Raw genomic sequence first — 20,326 nt, forward strand, 5'->3', positions numbered from 1 at the left:
GCGGGCGGATTTGCGCACGCAGACGTAACGAGTCAAGGAGTCTGAGTCATGTCATACAGCAACAAGGTTCTGGATCACTACGAAAACCCGCGTAACGTCGGTTCGTTCGCGAAAGACGACGACGCGGTCGGTACGGGCATGGTCGGCGCGCCGGCCTGCGGCGACGTGATGAAGCTGCAGATCCGCGTCGGCGCGGACGGCGTGATCGAAGACGCGAAGTTCAAGACGTACGGCTGCGGTTCGGCCATCGCGTCGAGCTCGCTCGTGACCGAATGGGTGAAGGGCAAGACGCTCGACGAGGCGCTGTCGATCAAGAACACGCAGATCGCCGAAGAACTGGCCCTGCCGCCGGTGAAGATTCACTGCTCGATTCTCGCGGAAGACGCGATCAAGGCAGCCGTGGCCGACTACAAGAAGCGCCACGACACCAAGGAAGGCGATCAGGCAGCGGCCTGAGCGGCATCGAGCGGCTTGTGAAGGAACGCGGCGGGCTCCACGGGCGCGCCGCGGCAAGGACATCATGGCAATTACACTGACCGAAAAAGCAGCACAGCACGTCCAGAAATACCTCGTCCGTCGCGGCAAGGGTGTGGGCCTGCGGCTTGGCGTTCGCACGACCGGGTGCTCGGGGCTCGCGTACAAGCTCGAGTATGTCGACGAGCTGGCTCCCGAGGATCAGGTGTTCGAGAGCCATGGCGTGAAGGTCATCGTCGACCCGAAGAGCCTCGCGTACATCGACGGCACCGAGCTCGACTTCGCACGCGAAGGCCTGAACGAAGGGTTCAAGTTCAACAACCCGAACGTCAAGGACGAGTGCGGCTGCGGCGAATCGTTCCGCGTGTGACGCGGGTTTCCGCGCGATGCGGGCAAGAGGCGGCACGGGCCGCCTTTTTAATGTGCGGCGTTTGCCGCGCGACGAACCGGAATTGAACGCGACGATGGTTTCGCTGAAAGACAGCCACTTCGATCTGTTTCACCTGCCGGCGCAATTCGCGCTCGACGACGCGGCGCTCGACAGCGCGTATCGCACGGTGCAGACGCAGGTGCACCCGGACCGCTTCGCGGCGGCCGGCGACGCGCAAAAGCGCATCGCGATGCAATGGGCGACCCGCGCGAACGAGGCGTACCGCACGCTGCGCGATCCGCTGAAGCGCGCGACCTATCTGCTGACGCTGCGCGGCGTCGATATCGGTGCCGAAAACAACACCGCGATGGAGCCCGCGTTCCTGATGCAGCAGATGGAATGGCGCGAAGGCATCGAGGATGCCGCGGCCGCCCGCAACGTCGACGCGCTCGATGCGCTGCTCGCCGAACTGCGCGACGAAAAGCGCGTGCGCCTCGAGCGCCTCGGCACGCTGCTCGACAGCGCGGCCGACCAGGCCGCCGCCGAGGCCGTGCGCCAGCTGATGTTCATCGAACGGGTCGCGTCGGAAGTGGGCGCGCAGATCGAGCGCCTCGAAACTTAACCGCGTGCCTTGCGGCACGCGCAGCAAACGGGCCGAGCGCCCGAACGAACCAAGATGGCTTTACTGCAAATTTCCGAACCGGGCATGGCGCCGGCGCCGCACCAGCGGCGACTCGCTGTCGGGATCGATCTCGGCACGACGAACTCGCTCGTCGCGGCCGTGCGCAACAGCGTGCCCGAAGTGCTGCCGGACGAAGCGGGTCGCGCGCTGCTGCCGTCGGTGGTCCGTTATCTGGAGAAGGGCGGCCGCCGCATCGGTCACGAAGCGAAGGAGCAGGCCGCGACCGATCCGCGCAACACGATCGTGTCGGTCAAGCGCTTCATGGGCCGCGGCAAGGCCGAGGTCGAAGGCGCGGCGAACGCGCCGTATGAATTCGTCGATGCACCCGGCATGGTGCAGATCCGCACGATCGACGGCGTGAAGAGCCCGGTCGAAGTGTCGGCCGAGATTCTCGCGACGCTGCGTTACCGCGCGGAAGACACGCTCGGCGACGACCTGGTCGGCGCGGTGATCACGGTACCCGCGTACTTCGACGAAGCGCAGCGCCAGGCGACGAAGGACGCCGCGCGTCTCGCGGGCCTCAACGTGCTGCGCCTGCTGAACGAACCGACCGCGGCCGCGATCGCCTACGGTCTCGACAACGCGGCCGAAGGCCTCTACGCGGTGTACGACCTCGGTGGCGGCACGTTCGACCTGTCGATCCTGAAGCTGACGAAGGGCGTGTTCGAAGTGCTGGCCGCGGGCGGCGATTCCGCACTTGGCGGCGACGATTTCGACCACGCGCTGTTCGGCCACGTGCTTGCGCGGGCCGGCATCGACGCGAAGGCGCTCGCGCCCGAGGACGTGCGCCTGCTGCTCGATCGCGTGCGCGTGCTGAAGGAAGCGCTGTCGTCCGCGCCGCAGGCGTCGCTCGACGTGACGCTGTCGAGCGGTGCGCAGCTCGCGCAGACGATCTCGCACGACACGTTCGCCGCGCTCGTCGAGCCGCTCGTGCAGCGTACGCTGACGCCGACCCGCAAGGCCCTGCGCGATGCGCAGGTGAGCCCGGCCGACATCAAGGGCGTCGTGCTGGTCGGCGGCGCGACGCGCATGCCGGTGATCCGCGAGGCGGTCGCGAAGTATTTCGGCCAGCCGCCGCTCGTCAATCTCGATCCGGACCAGGTCGTCGCGCTCGGCGCGGCGATCCAGGCCGACCTGCTCGCCGGCAATCGCGGCAGCGGCGACGACTGGCTGCTGCTCGACGTGATTCCGCTGTCGCTCGGCGTCGAGACGATGGGCGGCCTCGTCGAGAAGATCATTCCGCGCAATTCGACGATTCCGATCGCGCGCGCGCAGGAATTCACGACCTTCAAGGACGGCCAGACCGCGATGGCGATCCACGTCGTGCAGGGCGAGCGCGAGCTCGTCGCCGACTGCCGGTCGCTCGCGCGCTTCGAGCTGCGCGGCATCCCGCCGATGACGGCCGGTGCTGCGCGCATCCGCGTGACCTACCAGGTCGATGCGGACGGGCTGCTGTCGGTGTTCGCGCGCGAGCAGCATTCGGGCGTCGAGGCATCGGTCGTCGTGAAGCCGTCTTACGGCCTCGCCGACGACGACATCGCGAAGATGCTCGAGGACAGCTTCAAGACCGCCGAGATCGACATGCGGGCCCGCGCGCTGCGCGAAGCGCAGGTCGAGGCCGAGCGGATGATCGAGGCGACGCAGGCGGCGCTGGCGGCCGACGGCGAATTGCTCGACGACGCCGAACGCACGCAGGTCGACGCGCTCGTCGCGGCGCTGCGCACGATCGCGCAGGGCGACGACACGGACGCGATCGAAACCGCGACCAAGACGCTGGCCGACGGCACCGATGAATTCGCGGCGCGCCGGATGGACAAGAGCATCAAGCGCGCGCTGTCGGGCCGGCGTCTCGACGAGATCTGAACGAACGACCTGCACGCGGGCCGGCGACGGTCCGCGCGATATTGAACCGTGCGGCGCCAGTCGCCGCACCCTGACTGACGGAACGGACATGCCTCAACTGGTGGTGCTGCCTCATGTCGAACTGTGCCCGGACGGCGCAGTGATCGATGCGACGCCCGGCAAGAGTATTTGCGACAACCTGCTCGACCATGGGATCGAGATCGAGCACGCATGCGAGAAGTCGTGCGCATGCACGACCTGCCACGTGGTGATCCGCGAGGGCTTCAACGATCTCGAGCCGTCCGAAGAGGACGAAGACGACCTGCTCGACAAGGCGTGGGGCCTCGAGCCGACGTCGCGTCTGTCGTGCCAGGCAATCGTGACGGAAGATTCGGACCTGGTGGTCGAGATCCCGAAGTACTCGATCAACCACGCGAAGGAAAATCACTGACGGATCGGCGGGGCGGACTCGCCACGTACACGGGAGAGCAGGCCATGAAATGGACCGATTCGCGCGAAATCGCCATCGCGCTGGCAGACAAGCATCCGGACGTTGATCCGCAGCGGATCAATTTCGTCGACCTGCGCCAATGGGTCATCGAACTGGACGGCTTCACCGACGATCCGGCCCACTCGGGCGAAAAGATCCTCGAGGCGATCCAGGCCCACTGGATCGACGAATCGGACTTCGACGACGAAGACTGAGGTTCGCGTCGGCGCCCGCGCCGCGTTGCTCCCGCAAAAGGAAAAGGCTCGTGATGCTTCACGAGCCTTTTTCATTTCCGGCGCGGTACCGGGGCCGCCCGTCAACGGACGGCCCTGCCGATGCGTCTTGCGTTGCGCGTCACGATCCGACCAGCGTGCCGTTCTCGACACGGACGCGCTGACCCTGGCCGAACGGCGGCGGGTTGTGGTACGTGAACGTGCGCGTCGCGCCGCTTTCCATCTGGACCTGCACCTGGTAGTCCGTTTCCGCGCGCACCTGCTTCTCGACCTGGTTGCCGGCGAGACCGCCGCCGAGCGCGCCGATGATCGTCATCGCCGTGCGGCCGTTGCCGTGGCCGAACTGGTTGCCGAGCAGGCCGCCGGCCGCTGCGCCGCCGACCGCGCCGATCCCCGAGCTCTGGCCCGGCGTACGCGTCTGCGTGATCGCGACGACCGTGCCGCAGGTCTGGCAATAGGCCGGCTGCGCGGGCGCGGACGGCTGTTGCGCGTATTGCGGCGGTCGCGGTGCCGGCGTATGGCGGTGGTGCGTGGCTGCCGGGCGCGGCGCGGGCTTCGGTTCGGCTTGTGCTGCAGCCGCCTTCTCGGCCGCCAGCTTCTGCTGCGCGGCTTGTTCGGCTGCCTGCTGCTGCTGCTGCTGCGCTTGCGCGGCAAGCGCGGCGCTGGCTGCCGCGGCCGTATCGACGGCCGGCTGCGATGCGATCAGCGCGGCCTGGGTCTGGCCGTTCTGCGCGTTGTTGCTGCTGGCCTTCGGGAAGATGCCCGTGATCGCGGCGGTGGCGGCGAGGCTGGCGACGATGACGGCGCCTGCCGCGGTCGCGATGAGCGGGTGGAGGCGTTGCTTTTGCGGCGTGGTCTGATTCTGGTTGTCCATTTTTTTCTCCGGTGTCGACCCGGCTCAGCACGTTGGCGATGGCCGGATCCCACGCTCGGGAGCGAGCAGACTTGGCGTTCCGGCGCCGCGTTCTGGTCCCGTGGTCATGCGTGGTGACGCAACAGGAGTGTCGTCCACCGGCGCGCGGCGCGCCGTATCAAGGTGTAACGAATTGCAGCGCAGAGCCGGTGGGCGCTACCGGGAAAACCCGGAGAAGGCCGTCACGACGAGGGGATAAAACGGGGGAGGATCGAAAACCGGCGAGCGCCGGCAGGCGGGATTTACGCGTGGTTACAAAGCTGTCGCGTGCGCGCCGCAGGGCGCGGCGCACACGCGGGCACGGCCGTCAGTCTTCGCGGCGCAGGTGCGGGAACAGCAGCACGTCGCGGATGGTCGGGCTATCCGTCAGCAGCATCACGAGACGGTCGATGCCGATCCCGCAACCGCCCGTCGGCGGCATCCCGTGTTCGAGCGCGCGGATGTAGTCGGCGTCGAAGAACATCGCTTCCTCGTCGCCCGCATCCTTCTGCTCGACCTGCTTCTTGAAGCGCGCGGCCTGGTCTTCCGGATCGTTCAGCTCCGAGAAGCCGTTCGCGATCTCGCGGCCGGTCATGAACAGCTCGAAACGCTCGGTGATGCCCGGCACCGTATCCGATGCGCGTGCGAGCGGCGACACCTCGACCGGGTAGTCGATGATGTAGGTCGGCTCCCACAGCTGCGATTCGGCGGTTTCCTCGAACAGCGCGAGCTGCAGTGCGCCGATACCGGCGTTCAGGAAGGCCGGCTGCGATACGTCGACGCCCAGGCGCTTCAGTTCGGAGCGCAGGAACGCGTCGTCCGACAGCTGGCCGTCGGTGTACTGCGGCGCGTACTTCTGGATCGCCTGCGTGATCGTCAGGCGGTGGAACGGCTTCGCGAGGTCGAGCTCGCGGCCCTGGTACTGGATCGTCGCGGTGCCGAGCGCATCGATCGCCGCCTGGCGGATCAGTTGCTCGGTGAAGTCCATCAGCCAGCGGTAATCGGTGTACGCGGCGTAGAACTCCATCATCGTGAATTCCGGGTTGTGGCGCGGCGACACGCCTTCATTCCGGAAGTTGCGGTTGATCTCGAACACGCGTTCGAAACCGCCGACGATCAGGCGCTTCAGGTACAGCTCCGGCGCGATGCGCAGGAACATCTGCATGTCGAGCGCGTTGTGATGCGTGACGAACGGCTTGGCCGCGGCGCCGCCCGGGATCGGGTGCAGCATCGGCGTTTCGACTTCCATGAAGTCGGCGTTGTCCATGAACTTGCGGATCGACGCGATGGTCTTGGTGCGCGCGCGGAACGTGTCGCGGGTTTCCGGCGTGACGATCAGGTCGACGTAGCGCTGGCGATAGCGCATTTCCTGGTCGGCGAGGCCGTGGAACTTGTCCGGCAGCGGACGCAGCGCCTTCGACAGCAGGCGCAGTTCCTTGCACTGGACCGACAGCTCGCCCTTGTTGGTGCGGAACAGCACGCCGCGGGCGGCGACGATGTCGCCCAGGTCCCACTTCTTGAATGCGTCGTAGGTTTCCGCGCCGACGTCGTTCGGCGTCACGAAGAACTGGATCTGGCCCGAACCGTCCTGCACCGTCGCGAAGCTCGCCTTGCCCATCACGCGCTTGAGCATCATGCGGCCGGCGACCGACACCTCGACCGGGTTCGCTTCGAGCGCGGCCTTGTCCGAGTCGGCGAATTTCACCTGGAGATCGGCGGCGTGATGCGTCGGCCGGAAATCGTTCGGATAGGCGATGCCTTGCTCGCGCAAGGCGCGCAGCTTCTCGCGGCGCTCGGCGATGATCTGGTTTTCGTCTGCCGCGACGGCGGGCTGCGTTTGGGTCGGTTCGGTCATGATGGTCGGAATTCGGAGTGGGTGCGGCACGCAACGGGAAGGGCGGCGCGACCGGAGGGGCCGCGCCGCGGCGCTTACACGCCCTGTTTGAGGCTCGCGCTGATGAAGTCGTCGAGATCGCCGTCGAGGACAGCTCTCGTGTTGCTCATTTCGACGTTCGTGCGCAGGTCCTTCACGCGGCTCTGGTCGAGCACGTACGAACGGATCTGGTGGCCCCAGCCCACATCGGTCTTGCTCGATTCGAGCTTGTCCTGTTCGGCCTGGCGCTTGCGCATTTCGACTTCGTACAGGCGCGATTTCAGCATCGCCATGGCTTCGGCGCGGTTGCGGTGCTGCGAGCGGTCGTTCTGGCACTGCACGACGATGCCGGTCGGCATGTGCGTGATCCGCACCGCCGAGTCGGTCTTGTTGATGTGCTGGCCGCCCGCGCCCGATGCGCGGTACGTGTCGATGCGCAGATCGGCCGGGTTGATCTCGACTTCGATCGAATCGTCGATTTCCGGATACACGAACACCGACGAGAACGACGTGTGGCGGCCGCCCGACGAGTCGAACGGCGACTTGCGCACGAGGCGGTGGATGCCCGTTTCGGTGCGCAGGAAGCCGTAAGCGTATTCGCCCGACACCTTGACCGTCGCGTTCTTGATGCCGGCGACGTCGCCGTCGGATTCTTCCAGCACCTCGGCCTTGAAGCCCTTGCGCTCGCAGTAGCGCAGGTACTGGCGCAGCAGCATCGACGCCCAGTCGCACGCCTCGGTGCCGCCGGCGCCGGCCTGGATGTCGATGAAGCAGTTGTTCGGGTCGGCCGGGTTCGAGAACATCCGGCGGAACTCGATGTCGCCGACGCGTGCCTCGAGTTTCGCGGCGTCTTCTTCCGACGCGACGAGGGTGTCTTCGTCGCCTTCCTCACGCGCCAGCTCGAACAGGTCGAGCGCATCGCGCAGGTCGCTATCGAGCGCGGTCAGCGTCGTGACGACGCCCTCGAGGAGCTTCTTCTCGCGACCGAGCGCCTGGGCGTTCTTCGAATCGTTCCAGACGTTCGGGTCTTCGAGTTCCTTGTTGACTTCGGTCAGACGCGCAGCTTTGGCGTCGTAGTCAAAGATACCCCCGAAGCTCGCCCGCGCGGTTGCGCAGGTCGAGCAGGGAGCTTTCGATCGCGTTGAGACGTTCCGCTTCCATGATCGTTCGCTATTCTTGCTTCGTAAAAAAGCGGAATTATAGCCGATCGGCGGGGTGTCCCGGTGACGCGGAGTGTGCTTGCATGCGCGCCGCGGCCCCGTCCGGCGCGGCGCGCATGCGGCCCGCGCGCGCCGCGGGCCGGGTAGGCGGGCGGTCGGCGCTCAACCGGCCGCGTGTTCGACGATCAACTGGACGCGCGTCATGCCGTTCCACGTGTCGGCCACGAGGCGGTACGCGATCAGCGCACTTGCCGGCAGCGGCTCGGTGTGGTTGAACCAGATCGCGTTGAAGCGCTGGCGGCCGCGCGCCAGCTGCAGCTTCAGGTGCTTTTCCTTCACGAGCGACTGCGACACGACGTCGAATTCGCCGGAGAAAAGCGGGGCCGGAAAGCCCTGGCCCCAGACGGCTTCGTCGAGCAGCCCGACGAACTGCGGCGTGAAATACGCGTCCTCGAGTTCGCCGTCGGTCTCGATCACGCGCGCGAGCGCGTCGTCGGACAGCCACTCGCGCGCGACGGCCTCGAACGCGGCCGCGAAGCGCGGCACGTTGTCGGTGTCGAGCGTGAGGCCGGCCGCCATCGCGTGGCCGCCGAACGCGACGATCAGGTCGGGTTCGCGCTTCGACACGAGGTCGAGCGCATCGCGCAGGTGGAAGCCGGGAATCGAGCGGCCCGAACCCTTGACCCGCGTGCCGGCTTCGTCCGCATGCGCGAACGTGAACGACGGGCGGTGGAATTTCTCCTTGAGCCGCCCGGCGACGATGCCGATCACGCCCTGGTGCCATGCAGGATTGAACAGCGTGATCGTGCACGCGTCGGCCGGATCGACGTCGGCGAGATCGGCGAGCGCCTGCTGCTGCATGCCGGCCTCGATCTCGCGGCGCTCGCGGTTCATCACGTCGAGCTGCTGCGCGAGGTCCCATGCGCGGCCGATGTCGTCGGTGATCAGGCACTCGATCCCGAGCGACATGTCCGAGAGCCGCCCGGCGGCGTTCAGGCGCGGGCCGAGGCCGAAGCCGAGGTCGAAGCCCGACGCGGTGCGCGCCTCGCGGGCGGCGGCGCGGAACAGCGCGGCGATGCCCGGCTGCATGCGGCCGTTGCGGATGCGCTGCAGCCCCTGCGCGACCAGCACGCGATTGTTGCCGTCGAGCCGCACCACGTCGGCGACGGTGCCGAGCGCGACCAAGTCGAGCAGCCCGTCGAGGCGCGGCTCGGCTTCCTTGCTCGCGAACGCGCCGCGGCGGCGCAGCTCGGCGCGCAGCGCGAGCAGCACGTAGAACATCACGCCGACGCCGGCGATGTGCTTGCTCGGGAACGCGCAGCCGGGCTGGTTCGGGTTGACGATCGCGCGTGCGGCGGGCAGCGCGTCGCCGGGCAGGTGGTGGTCAGTCACGAGCACGTCGATGCCGCGTGCGTTCGCGGCCTCGACGCCCGCGACGCTCGCGATGCCGTTGTCGACGGTGATCAGCAGGTCGGGCTTGCGCGCGGCCGCGAGTTCGACGATCTCGGGCGTGAGCCCGTAGCCGTATTCGAAGCGGTTCGGCACCAGGTAGTCGATCTGCGCGCCGAACATTCGCAGGCCGCGCACCGCGACCGCGCAGGCGGTCGCGCCGTCGCAGTCGTAGTCGGCGACGACCAGCAGGCGTCGCTTGTCGGCGATCGCGTCGGCGAGCAGCGCCGCGGCGTCCGCGCAGCCTTTCAGTTCGGTGGGCGGGACGAGGCGCGCGAGCGCCGTCTCGATGTCGGTCGGCGACTGCACGCCGCGCGACGCATACAGGCGCGCGAGGACGGGATGCAGGCCGTGGCGCGCGAGCGCTTCGGCGTCGGCGGGGGCGACGGGGCGGGTAACGATCCGGGTCATACAGGTCGGGTTATTCGAACAGGGATGCCAGCGCGCGGCGGCGCCAGAACTTGCGCAGGTCGCCGCGCGTCGCGTGCAGCGTCACGGAGCTGGTGTCGCCGCACAGCGTGAAATCGACGCTCGCCAGCTCGCCGTTCCGCAGCGCGGCGAGGGAGGGCGCGAACCAGTCGCGCTCGAGCGCGGCGAGCGCGTCGTGCCAGCGTGCCCAGTCCTGTTCGATGAACGGGGCGGACAGCACCGGCAGCTCGACGAGCGTCGCGCCGGCGGCGGCGGGCAGCGCGCCGAATGCGGCCGGCACGGCGCCGGCCCCGGCCTGGGCGGCGCGCGCGAGGCCGAGCGCCGCGGACGACGCGGACAGCACGCGCGCGAACGGCTTGCCGACCGGCTTCAGCGTGCCTTGCGCATGGAACCAGATCGAATTGACGGCGGGCAACCCGCGCGCTTCGCGCGCTTCGTTGACCGGATGCTGGAACCACGCCATCTGCACTTCGTTCTGCAGCTTCATCCACATCCGCGAACGTTCGCCGGTGTGCGCCTCGTGCGGCAGCCAGATCTCGATGTTGCGGCCGCTGGCGCGCAGCGGCGCGGCGCCGGCGAGGCGGGCGAGCTGCTCGCTCGACAGGTACCAGCGCGCCGGATGCGGCGCTTCCAGTCGCACGCCGAGTTCCTCGATCAGCGGGCGCGCGACCGCCAGCAGCGCGGCGGCGTCGCCGTCGTCGAGCGCGAGGCTCGCCGGGTCGACGAGCACGAGGTGATCGTGCGCGATTTCGACGTGGACGGGCTCGACGCACGCCCAGGCGTGGGTGCCCGGGTCGCCGCCGTCCGCCAGCAGCATGTAGGGGGCGAGCGGCGCCTCGTCGGCGGCGTTGCCCTGGGTCGCGCCGAACTGGCGGGCCAGCCAGCGCTCATGCGGCAGCGTGCGCTGGAAGTCCTCGCCGGCCACGCGCTCGACGAGGCTCGCCCGGGCGAGCAACTTTTCGAGCGCGGGGCTGTCCAGCGTGTGCAGGGACGAGGCCGCATCGGCCGCCGACGGCAGCGCGAACGGAACGAGAAAATGGAGGCGTCGGTCGTGCATGATGGTGCGCATTGTATGGCAAACTGCGCGCGTGATCGGGCCGGCTGACGGTCTGATTGGGCCCGATTGCGTCCGGCGCCCGTTTTTTTGATCGCGCCCGGCCGGCCGCCACCGGGCGGCGCTTCGGCCGCGGGCCGCCATCCCCGCCGTAACCAGCAGAAAGGATTCGCTTGAAACTTCCGTACGAATGGCAGATCGGCTGGCGCTACACGCGCGCCGGCAAACGCACGACCGGCAACGGCTTCATTTCCTTCATCGCGCTCGTGTCGATGCTCGGGATCGCGCTCGGCGTCGCGGCGCTGATCGTCGTGCTGTCCGTGATGAACGGCTTCCAGAAGGAAGTGCGCGACCGCATGCTGTCGGTGCTCGCGCACGTCGAGGTGTTCTCGCCGACCGGCTCGATGCCCGACTGGCAACTGACCGCGCAGGAAGCGCGCCGCAATCCGTCGGTGACCGGCGCGGCGCCGTACGTCGACGCGCAGGCGCTGCTCACGCGCCAGGATGCGGTGAGCGGCGTGATGCTGCGCGGCGTCGAGCCGTCGCTCGAACCGCAGGTGTCGGACATCGGCAAGGACATGAAGGCGGGCCAGCTCGCCGCGCTCGTGCCCGGCCAGTTCGGCATCGTGCTCGGCGACGCGCTCGCCGGCAACCTCGGCGTGACGGTCGGCGACAAGGTCACGCTGGTCGCGCCCGAAGGCACGATCACGCCGGCCGGGATGATGCCGCGGCTCAAGCAGTTCACGGTGGTGGGCGTGTTCGAATCGGGCCACTACGAATACGACAGCACGCTCGCGATGATCAACATCCGCGACGCGGAGGCGCTGTTCCGGATGTCCGCGCCGACCGGCGTGCGGCTGCGGCTCACCGACATGCAGAAGGCGCCGCAGGTCGCGGTCGAGCTGTCGCACACGCTGTCGGGCAGCCTGTACATCCGCGACTGGACCCAGCAGAACAAGACCTGGTTCTCGGCCGTGCAGATCGAGAAGCGGATGATGTTCATCATCCTCACGCTGATCATCGCGGTCGCCGCGTTCAACCTCGTGTCGTCGCTGGTGATGACGGTGACCAACAAGCAGGCAGACATCGCGATCCTGCGCACGCTCGGCGCGCAGCCGGGCTCGATCATGAAGATCTTCGTCGTGCAGGGCGTGACGATCGGCTTCGTCGGCACCGCGTCGGGCGTCGCGCTCGGCTGCCTGATCGCGTGGAGCATTCCGTGGCTGATCCCGATGATCGAGCATCTGTTCGGCGTGCAGTTCCTGCCGCCGTCGGTGTACTTCATCAGCGAGCTGCCGTCCGAGCTGGTCGCGGGCGACGTCATCAAGATCGGCCTGATCGCGTTCGTGCTGTCGGCCGTCGCGACGCTCTATCCGAGCTGGCGCGGCGCGAAGGTGAAGCCGGCGGAGGCGCTGCGCTATGAATGACCGCGCGACCGCATTCGCGGATTCACGACAACCCATCAGACAGGATTCGGCAGGTATGCAGGAATACGTGCTTCAGGCGCGCGGGATCACGAAGGCGTTCGTGCAGGGCGGCTTCAACGTGCAGGTGCTCAACAACACCGAGCTGACGGTGCGGCGCGGCGAGAAGCTGGCGGTCGTCGGCGCGTCGGGCTCCGGCAAGAGCACGCTGCTGCACGTGCTGGGCGGCCTCGACGAACCGAGCGCGGGCGAAGTGTCGCTGCTCGGCAAGCCGTTTACGCAGCTCGCCGAGCGCGAGCGCAACGAGTTGCGCAACCGCGCGCTCGGCTTCGTCTACCAGTTCCATCACCTGCTGCCGGAATTCACCGCGCTCGACAACGTCGCGATGCCGCTGCGCATCCGCCGGATGACGACCGAGGACGCGCGCGAACAGGCGCAGGCGATGCTCGAACGCGTCGGTCTCGGCCCGCGTGCGAAGCACCGGCCGGGCGAGCTGTCGGGCGGCGAGCGGCAGCGCGTCGCGATCGCGCGCGCGCTGGTGACGAAGCCGGCCTGCGTGCTCGCCGACGAGCCGACCGGCAACCTCGACGGCACGACGGCCGATACGGTGTTCAACCTGATGCTCGAATTGTCCGAGACGCTTGAAACGAGCTTCGTGATCGTCACGCACGATCCCGAACTCGCCGCGCGTTGCGACCGCATCATGCGCTTGCGCGACGGCGTGCTGCACGAGGAGCCGGCGCTGCCGGTGTGAACGAACGCCCCGTCGTGCCGCCGGGCGAGTCCCGGCGCGGCGGCGACGGCGCAGGAACGCTGCCATGTGGATCGATACGCATTGCCACCTCGATGCCGCCGAGTTCGACGCCGACCGCGATGCGGTCGCGCAGGCGGCGTGCGCGGCCGGCGTGTCGCGCATCGTGATCCCGAGTGTCGGGCGCGACAATTTCACGACCGTGCGCGAACTGGCGCAGCGCACGCCGGGCGCGGTCTATGCGCTCGGCATCCACCCGATGTATACGCCGCACGCGCGCGACGAGGATCTCGACCGGCTGCGCATGGAGATCGAGGCGAGCCTCGACGATCCGCGCTTCGTCGCGATCGGCGAGATCGGTCTCGACTACTTCGTGCCGGGGCTCGACGAAGCGCGGCAGCAATTCTTCTATCAGGGGCAGCTCAAGCTCGCGCGCGAATTCGAACTGCCGGTGCTGTGCCACGTGCGCAAGTCGCAGGACCGCGTGCTGGCCGGATTGCGCCGCTTCGGCGTGCGGCGCGGCATCGCGCATGCGTTCAACGGCAGTTTCCAGCAGGCCGACGCGTATCTCGCACAGGGGCTGCACCTCGGTTTCGGCGGCAACGTGACGTTCGGACGCGCGTTGCAGATCCGCCGGCTCGCCGCACAGTTGCCGCTCGACGCGATCGTCGTCGAGACGGATGCGCCCGACATCGCGCCCGAGTGGGCGTACAAGTCCCGCAACGCGCCCGACCAGGTGCCGCGCATCGGCGCCGTGCTCGCCGAACTGCGCGGGATCGACGTGCACGCGCTGTCCCTATCCACAACGGCTAACGCGTTCGCCGCGCTGCCGCGTCTCGCACTTTCGTCCGCATAATCGTTGCCGGAAGGCGCCGTCTCGACAGCGGTGGCGCCAGGTCGACGAGGAGGCGCGATGCGCGTGTGGTGGATCGCGTTCGCGCTCGGCGTCGTCGTGCTGCAGCGGCAGGCGGCGTTGCCGGGCGCGGGCGCATGGGTAAGCGGGGCGGCCGTGCTGGCCGGTTGCGGCGCGCTGCTCGGATGGTGTGCGCGGCGCCGTCGGACCCGCGCGATCATCGCGTTCCGGTGGATGCTGTGCGCAAGCGCCGCTTGTGCGATCGGATTCGGCTATGCGGCCGCGCGCGCAGAATGGCGGCTGCGTGACAGCCTGCCCGTCGAGCGCGAAGGGCGCGACATCGTCGTCACGGGCGTGATCCGCGGGTTGCCGGTGATCGACGACACCGGTGCGCGACTGCTGTTTGCCGTCGAATCGAACGATGCGGGGCTGGCCCGTTTTCCTCCCTTGATCCGGTTGTCGTGGCGCACGTACGGCGCGCCCGCGGCACGCGACGCGATGCCCGCTTTGCGCGCCGCGCAGCGCTGGCGCCTCGTCGTGCGCCTGAAGCGTCCGCATGCCGAGGCGAATCCCGGCGTGCGCGACAGCGAGGCGGCGTGGCTTGCCGCGGGCATTCGCGCGATCGGCTACGTGGTCGCGCCCGAGCGGGCGGAACTGCTCGACGCGCGCGCGTCGGGATGGCGCGCGTCGATCGATCGGCTGCGCGATGGGCTGCGCACCCGTATCGGCGACGCGCTCGGCAGCGACGCGCGCCATCGCGGCATCGTGTCCGCGCTAGCGGTCGGCGATCAATCCGGCATCGGCGACGACGACTGGCGCGTGCTGCGCAATACGGGCACGAGCCATCTGGTCGCGATTTCGGGCCTGCACGTCGGGCTCGTCGGCGCGATCGCGGGCGGGATCGTATCGATGGTCTGGCGGCGTCTGCGCTGGCGCGGACGTGTCGCGGCGCTCGTGATGCCGGCGCCCTACGTGGCTTCCCTGGCGGCGCTGACGGCCGCCGCCGGCTATGCGGCGCTTGCCGGTTTCAACGTGCCGGCGCAGCGCGCGTGGTGGATGATCGCGGCAGGGGCGGCCGCCTATCTGGCCGGACGCAGCGTGCCGACGTCCGCGGTGCTGTGCGCGGCCCTCGGCGGCGTGCTGCTTGCCGATCCGTGGGCGGTGCTGTCGGCGGGGTTCTGGCTGTCGTTCGGTGCGGTCGCCGTGATCCTGATGGCGGTGGCGGGCTGGCGCGCGGTGCGTGAATTCGACGGTGACGACGTCAGTGCGGCGAATGGTGCTGCCGCGGTCGACCGCTGGCGCCGGCTGTGCGCATGGTGCAGGCGTGCCGCGCGCCGTATCGCGGAGGCGACGCGCGTGCAGTACGCGGTGACGATCGGTCTCGCGCCGCTGACGGCCGCGTGGTTCGCGCAAATCTCGGTATCGGGCCCGTTCGGCAATGCGTTTGCGATTCCGTGGGTCAGTTCCGTCGTGACGCCGATCGTGCTGGCCGGTATCGGGTTGCCGGCGCCGCTGGACGCGTATGCGTTCCGGCTCGCGCATGCGGCGCTCGAACCGATGATCGCGCTGCTCCGGCACCTCGCCGACTGGCCGGCCGGCGTGTTCTGGCTGCGCATGCCCGACTGGCCGGTGCTGGCGCTGGCGTGCGTGGGTGTCGCGTGGGCCTTGATGCCGCGCGGCTGGCCGCTGCGCTGGGCGGCGCCGTTGACATGGCTGCCGCTGGTCGCGCCGGCACCCGATGCGCCGCCGCCCGGCGGCTTCCGGCTGACCGTGCTCGACGTCGGGCAGGGCGCGTCGGTGCTGGTGGAGACCGCGCGCCGGACGCTGCTGTTCGATGCGGGGCCGGGGCCGGAGTCGACCCATGCCGGCACGCGGATCGTCGCGCCGGCGTTGCGCGCGCGGGGGATCCGGACGATCGATTCGCTCGTGCTCAGTCATGCGGACGCCGATCACGCGGGCGGCGCGGCGGCCGTCTATGCGGCCGCCGAGGTCCGCCAGCTGCTCGCCGGCATTGCGCCGCGGCACCGGCTATGGCGCGACGCGCAGGCGGCTGGCGTCGCCGACCGGCTGCGTTGCGCGGCCGGGCAGCGGTGGACCTGGGACGGCGTCGCCTTCACGATGCTGTGGCCGCCTGGTCTTGCCGGCGCCGGTCCGTCGAACGAACAATCGTGCGTGCTGCGCATCGACGCGGGCGGGACGTCGGCACTGCTGACGGGCGACATCGAGGCACGCGCCGAGCGTCGGCTGGTGGCCGACGCGCGCGACGCACTGGGCGCACAGATCCTCGTCGTCCCGCATCACGGCAGCCGCACGTCGTCGGTCGAGCCTTTCCTCGATTCGGTCGGGCCGCGCGTCGCGGTATTTCCTGTAGGCTATCGCAATCGCTTCGGGCATCCGAACCGGACGGTCCTCGCGCGCTACGAGGCGCGCGGGATTCCGCTGCCGCGCACCGATCGCGACGGGGCCGTGCGGTTCGACGTCGCGCCGGCGGACGGTGGTTTCGCGTTCGAGCGTTATCGCGATGCGCGGCGACGGTACTGGATGGACCGGTGAGCGGTGCGGTGGCGTGCGTCGGGAAAGAAGAGGCCGGACCACATGCGGAAGTACCAGTTCCGGTCGACTACGAAGCGCGGGACGGGAGCATGCGATGAGGTACCAGCTCCGGTCGACCGCGAAGCATGGGACCGGAGTAAGCGCTGAAGCGCCAGCTCCGGTCGACCGCGAAGCATGGGACCGGAGTAAGCGCTAAAGCGCTAACTCCGGTCGACAAAGGAGACATCGGCGTTTGAAGGACATCCTCCACTTCTCGCATGCGAACGGTTTTCCGGCCTCGACGTACCGGACGATCTTCGCCGAGCTGGCAGACGACTATGACCTGCGTTACATCGAGCGCATCGGTCACGACCGCCGCTACCCGGTGACGCGCGACTGGCCGCATCTCGTCGAGCAACTGCTCGACGACATCGGCAGCCGCTACGAGCGCCCGGTCTGGCTCGTCGGCCATTCGCTCGGTGGCTACCTGTCGCTGATGGCCGCGCTGAAAAAACCGCACTGGGTGCGCGGCGTGGTGATGATCGATTCGCCGATCATCGCGGGATGGCGCGCCGGCGCGCTGCGCGCGAGCCAGTGGGCCGGGCTCGACGAGCGCCTGTCGCCGGCGGCCGCGACGCGCAACCGGCGTACGCGGTGGGTGAGCCGCGACGAAGTCTGGCGGCACTTTCACGAGAAGCCCGCGTTCGCGCGCTGGGACGAGCGGATGCTGTCCGACTACATCGACTTCGGCATTCCGCCGGCGGGCGCCGAAGGCGAACGCGCGCTCGCCTTCGACCGGCAGGTCGAATACCTGATCTACCGGACGCTGCCGCACACGCTCGGCCCGCGGCTCGCGCACGGCGCGCCGGTGCCGCTCGGCTTTCTCGCCGGCACGCGCTCGCGCGAAGTGCGGCAGGTCGGGCTCGATGCGACGCGCCGCGCGGCGCGCGGGCGCATCGAATGGCTCGAGGGCAGCCACCTGTTCCCGATGGAGCGGCCGATCGAGACGGCCCGCGCATTGCAGCGGATGCTGAATTCGCTGAAGGCGGCGGAGGGCGGCGTGCCGCGCGACGGCGCGGCGCTCGTGAAAAGCGCCTGACACATCGGTCCGGTGCACCGCGTCCGGCGGGCGCGGTTGCACCGGCCGGCAGGCCGGTTCGCCCGGGCGCGCACCGCTGGCGCGGCACGGCGCGAAAGGGCGGGATCATCGCGTCGATTGCTGAGAGAAGGGCGGGCTTTACGGTATAATCCGTTTTTCCCGCGAGCATCCAGCGATGACCAAATATGTTTTCGTCACCGGCGGCGTAGTTTCTTCCCTCGGCAAGGGTATTGCCGCCGCCTCCCTCGCCGCGATCCTCGAATCGCGCGGTCTGAAAGTCACCCTCCTCAAACTCGATCCCTACATCAACGTCGACCCCGGCACGATGAGCCCGTTCCAGCACGGCGAAGTGTTCGTGACGGAAGACGGAGCGGAGACCGACCTCGACCTCGGCCACTATGAGCGCTTCATCAGCACGAAGATGCGCAAGGCCAACAACTTCACGACCGGCCAGATCTACGAATCGGTGATCCGCAAGGAACGCCGCGGCGACTATCTCGGCAAGACCGTGCAGGTGATTCCGCACATCACGAACGAAATCCAGGCGTTCATCGAGCGCGGGGCGGCGTCGGCCACCTGCGGCGAGCCGGACGTCGCGATCGTCGAGATCGGCGGCACGGTCGGCGACATCGAGTCGCTGCCGTTCCTCGAGGCCGCGCGCCAGATGAGCCTGCGCCTTGGCCGCAACAGCGCGTGCTTCGTGCACCTGACGCTCGTGCCGTACGTCGCGACGGCCGGCGAGCTGAAGACGAAGCCGACCCAGCACAGCGTGCAGAAGCTGCGCGAGATCGGCATCCTGCCGCACGTGCTGCTGTGCCGTGCGGATCGCCGCATCCCGGACGACGAATCGAAGAAGATCTCGATGTTCTCGAACGTGCCGGAAGACGCCGTGATCTCGGTGTGGGACGCCGACAGCATCTACAAGATTCCGCAGATGCTGCACGACCAGGGCCTCGACCGGATCATCTGCGAGGAACTGAAGCTGTCGCCGAAGGACGCCGACCTGAGCATGTGGTCGGAGCTCGTCGAGAAGCTGGAAAACCCGAAGCACGAAGTGACGATCGGCATGGTCGGCAAGTATGTCGATCTGACCGAGTCGTACAAGTCGCTGATCGAGGCACTGCGCCACGCATCGCTGCACACGTCGACCAAGGTCAACATCGAGTACATCGACTCGGAAGAGATCGAGACGAACGGTGTCGACAGCCTGAAGCATCTCGACGCCGTGCTGGTGCCGGGCGGTTTCGGCCGTCGCGGCACGGAAGGCAAGATCGGGGCGATCCGCTACGCGCGCGAGTCGAAGGTGCCGTACCTCGGCATCTGTCTCGGCATGCAGCTCGCGGTGATCGAATTCGCCCGCGACGTCGTGGGCCTGAAGCAGGCGAACAGCACGGAATTCGATCCGGAAACGCCGGAACGCGTGGTCGCGCTGATCACCGAGTGGCACGACCGCGAAGGCAAGGTCGAGACGCGCACCGAGGAATCCGATCTCGGCGGCACGATGCGCCTCGGCTCGCAACGCTGCCCGATCAAGCCCGGCACGATGGCCGAAGAGATTTATGGCAAGGACGTGAACGAGCGCCACCGCCACCGTTATGAAGTCAATAACCGCTTCGTGCCCCAGCTCGAAGCCGGCGGCCTTATCATCAGCGCCCGTACCCCGAGCGAGGATCTGCCGGAAATGATGGAACTGCCGCGCTCGATGCATCCGTGGTTCGTCGGCGTCCAGTTCCACCCGGAATTCACGTCCACGCCGCGTGACGGCCATCCCCTCTTCAAGTCGTTCGTCGAAGCCGCGCTCGCCAACAAGCAAGCGCGCGGAGTGCAAGCATGAAGCTGTGCGATTTCGAGGTCGGTCTCGACCAGCCTTTCTTCCTGATCGCGGGTACCTGCGTTGTCGAATCGGAGCAAATGACGATCGACACGGCGGGCCGCCTGAAGGAGATCTGCGAGAAGCTGAACGTTCCGTTCATCTACAAGTCGTCCTACGACAAGGCGAATCGCAGCTCGGGCAAGTCGTTTCGCGGCCTCGGAATGGACGAGGGCCTGCGGATCCTCGGCGAGGTGAAGCGCCAGCTCGGCCTGCCGGTGCTGACCGACGTGCATTCGATCGAGGAGATCGAGCAGGTCGCGTCGGTCGTCGACGTGCTGCAGACGCCCGCGTTCCTGTGCCGTCAGACCGACTTCATCCAGGCGTGCGCGCGCTCGGGCAAGCCCGTCAACATCAAGAAGGGCCAGTTCCTCGCGCCGCACGACATGAAGAACGTGATCGACAAGGCGCGCGACGCGGCGCGTGAAGCCGGTCTGTCGGAAGACCGCTTCATGGCGTGCGAGCGCGGCGTCTCGTTCGGCTACAACAACCTCGTGTCCGACATGCGTTCGCTCGCGATCATGCGCGAGACGAGCGCGCCGGTCGTGTTCGATGCGACCCACTCGGTGCAGTTGCCGGGCGGGCAGGGCACGAGCTCGGGCGGCCAGCGCGAATTCGTGCCGGTGCTTGCGCGTGCCGCGGTCGCGACGGGCGTCGCGGGCCTGTTCATGGAAACGCACCCGAATCCGGCCGAAGCGAAGTCGGACGGCCCGAACGCGGTGCCGCTGAACCGGATGGGCGCGCTGCTGGAGACCCTCGTCACGCTCGACCAGGCGGTGAAGCGCAATCCGTTCCTGGAAAACGATTTCAACTAAAGATCGAATGAACCTTGCGACGGCTTCGCGCGTC

General features: G+C 68.2%; 18 protein-coding genes. 13 read left to right on the forward strand and 5 right to left on the reverse strand.

Annotated elements, in window-relative coordinates:
• The first annotated feature begins 48 nt into the window (after positions 1 to 48).
• From iscU to iscX, 6 genes are all read left to right on the forward strand, one after another.
• Positions 49 to 456, forward strand: coding sequence for a Fe-S cluster assembly scaffold IscU (iscU, locus tag U5771_RS16250; RefSeq protein WP_009691729.1), 408 nt, complete (start codon positions 49 to 51; stop codon positions 454 to 456).
• 64 nt (positions 457 to 520) lie between these two features.
• Positions 521 to 844: an iron-sulfur cluster assembly protein IscA gene (gene iscA, locus U5771_RS16255; protein WP_014896627.1), complete on the forward strand. Its 324-nt coding sequence runs from the start codon at positions 521 to 523 to the stop codon at positions 842 to 844.
• Positions 845 to 938: 94 nt separating this feature from the next.
• A complete protein-coding gene (hscB, locus tag U5771_RS16260) occupies positions 939 to 1,466 on the forward strand; it encodes a Fe-S protein assembly co-chaperone HscB (protein ID WP_322024918.1) in 528 nt (175 codons plus the stop codon).
• A 54-nt stretch (positions 1,467 to 1,520) separates the two neighbouring features.
• On the forward strand, positions 1,521 to 3,389 hold the full coding sequence (hscA, locus tag U5771_RS16265; RefSeq protein ID WP_322024919.1) for a Fe-S protein assembly chaperone HscA: 1,869 nt from the start codon (positions 1,521 to 1,523) through the stop codon (positions 3,387 to 3,389).
• 88 nt (positions 3,390 to 3,477) lie between these two features.
• Positions 3,478 to 3,819: an ISC system 2Fe-2S type ferredoxin gene (gene fdx, locus U5771_RS16270; RefSeq protein WP_322024920.1), complete on the forward strand. Its 342-nt coding sequence runs from the start codon at positions 3,478 to 3,480 to the stop codon at positions 3,817 to 3,819.
• A gap of 44 nt (positions 3,820 to 3,863) precedes the next feature.
• Positions 3,864 to 4,073, forward strand: coding sequence for a Fe-S cluster assembly protein IscX (gene iscX, locus U5771_RS16275; RefSeq protein WP_040144569.1), 210 nt, complete (start codon positions 3,864 to 3,866; stop codon positions 4,071 to 4,073).
• A 139-nt stretch (positions 4,074 to 4,212) separates the two neighbouring features.
• Here the strand turns inward: iscX and U5771_RS16280 are convergent, their stop codons facing one another.
• From U5771_RS16280 to U5771_RS16300, 5 genes are all read right to left on the reverse strand, one after another.
• Positions 4,213 to 4,965: a glycine zipper 2TM domain-containing protein gene (locus U5771_RS16280; RefSeq protein WP_322024921.1), complete on the reverse strand. Its 753-nt coding sequence runs from the start codon at positions 4,963 to 4,965 to the stop codon at positions 4,213 to 4,215.
• Positions 4,966 to 5,311: 346 nt separating this feature from the next.
• Positions 5,312 to 6,838, reverse strand: coding sequence for a lysine--tRNA ligase (gene lysS, locus U5771_RS16285; protein ID WP_322024922.1), 1,527 nt, complete (start codon positions 6,836 to 6,838; stop codon positions 5,312 to 5,314).
• Between the two features lie 74 nt (positions 6,839 to 6,912).
• Positions 6,913 to 8,017, reverse strand: a protein-coding gene (gene prfB / locus U5771_RS16290) for a peptide chain release factor 2 (protein WP_105392842.1) whose coding sequence is annotated in 2 segments (ribosomal slippage) — positions 6,913 to 7,935 and positions 7,937 to 8,017 — 1,104 coding nt in all. Because the reading frame shifts where the segments join, the coding sequence is not laid out codon by codon here.
• Positions 8,018 to 8,178: 161 nt separating this feature from the next.
• Positions 8,179 to 9,876: a single-stranded-DNA-specific exonuclease RecJ gene (gene recJ / locus U5771_RS16295; protein WP_322024923.1), complete on the reverse strand. Its 1,698-nt coding sequence runs from the start codon at positions 9,874 to 9,876 to the stop codon at positions 8,179 to 8,181.
• A 10-nt stretch (positions 9,877 to 9,886) separates the two neighbouring features.
• Positions 9,887 to 10,963, reverse strand: coding sequence for a regulator (locus tag U5771_RS16300; RefSeq protein WP_322024924.1), 1,077 nt, complete (start codon positions 10,961 to 10,963; stop codon positions 9,887 to 9,889).
• Positions 10,964 to 11,121: 158 nt separating this feature from the next.
• Between U5771_RS16300 and U5771_RS16305 the strand changes: the two genes are divergently transcribed.
• From U5771_RS16305 to kdsA, 7 genes are all read left to right on the forward strand, one after another.
• Positions 11,122 to 12,375 (forward strand): lipoprotein-releasing ABC transporter permease subunit, encoded by a 1,254-nt coding sequence (locus tag U5771_RS16305; RefSeq protein WP_322024925.1) that lies wholly within the window; start codon positions 11,122 to 11,124, stop codon positions 12,373 to 12,375.
• Complete coding sequence (gene lolD, locus U5771_RS16310; protein ID WP_392840290.1) at positions 12,368 to 13,126, forward strand: lipoprotein-releasing ABC transporter ATP-binding protein LolD; 759 nt, start codon at positions 12,368 to 12,370, stop codon at positions 13,124 to 13,126. The genes U5771_RS16305 and lolD overlap by 8 nt, the downstream gene beginning before the upstream one ends.
• A 64-nt stretch (positions 13,127 to 13,190) precedes the next feature.
• Positions 13,191 to 13,979 (forward strand): TatD family hydrolase, encoded by a 789-nt coding sequence (locus tag U5771_RS16315; protein ID WP_322024926.1) that lies wholly within the window; start codon positions 13,191 to 13,193, stop codon positions 13,977 to 13,979.
• Positions 13,980 to 14,036: 57 nt separating this feature from the next.
• Positions 14,037 to 16,529 (forward strand): DNA internalization-related competence protein ComEC/Rec2, encoded by a 2,493-nt coding sequence (locus U5771_RS16320; RefSeq protein ID WP_322024927.1) that lies wholly within the window; start codon positions 14,037 to 14,039, stop codon positions 16,527 to 16,529.
• A 232-nt stretch (positions 16,530 to 16,761) separates the two neighbouring features.
• On the forward strand, positions 16,762 to 17,607 hold the full coding sequence (locus tag U5771_RS16325; protein WP_322024928.1) for an alpha/beta hydrolase: 846 nt from the start codon (positions 16,762 to 16,764) through the stop codon (positions 17,605 to 17,607).
• A gap of 175 nt (positions 17,608 to 17,782) precedes the next feature.
• Positions 17,783 to 19,441, forward strand: a complete 1,659-nt coding sequence (locus U5771_RS16330; protein WP_322024929.1) for a CTP synthase — start codon at positions 17,783 to 17,785, stop codon at positions 19,439 to 19,441.
• The gene (gene kdsA, locus U5771_RS16335; RefSeq protein ID WP_322024930.1) at positions 19,438 to 20,292 is read left to right on the forward strand and encodes a 3-deoxy-8-phosphooctulonate synthase; all 855 of its coding nucleotides are present in this window, start codon (positions 19,438 to 19,440) and stop codon (positions 20,290 to 20,292) included. Before U5771_RS16330 ends, kdsA begins: the two co-directional genes overlap by 4 nt.
• Positions 20,293 to 20,326 lie beyond the last annotated feature (34 nt).

This window comes from Burkholderia sp. BCC1977, assembly GCF_905339595.1.
In the GTDB taxonomy this organism is placed as follows: Bacteria; Pseudomonadota; Gammaproteobacteria; order Burkholderiales; family Burkholderiaceae; genus Burkholderia.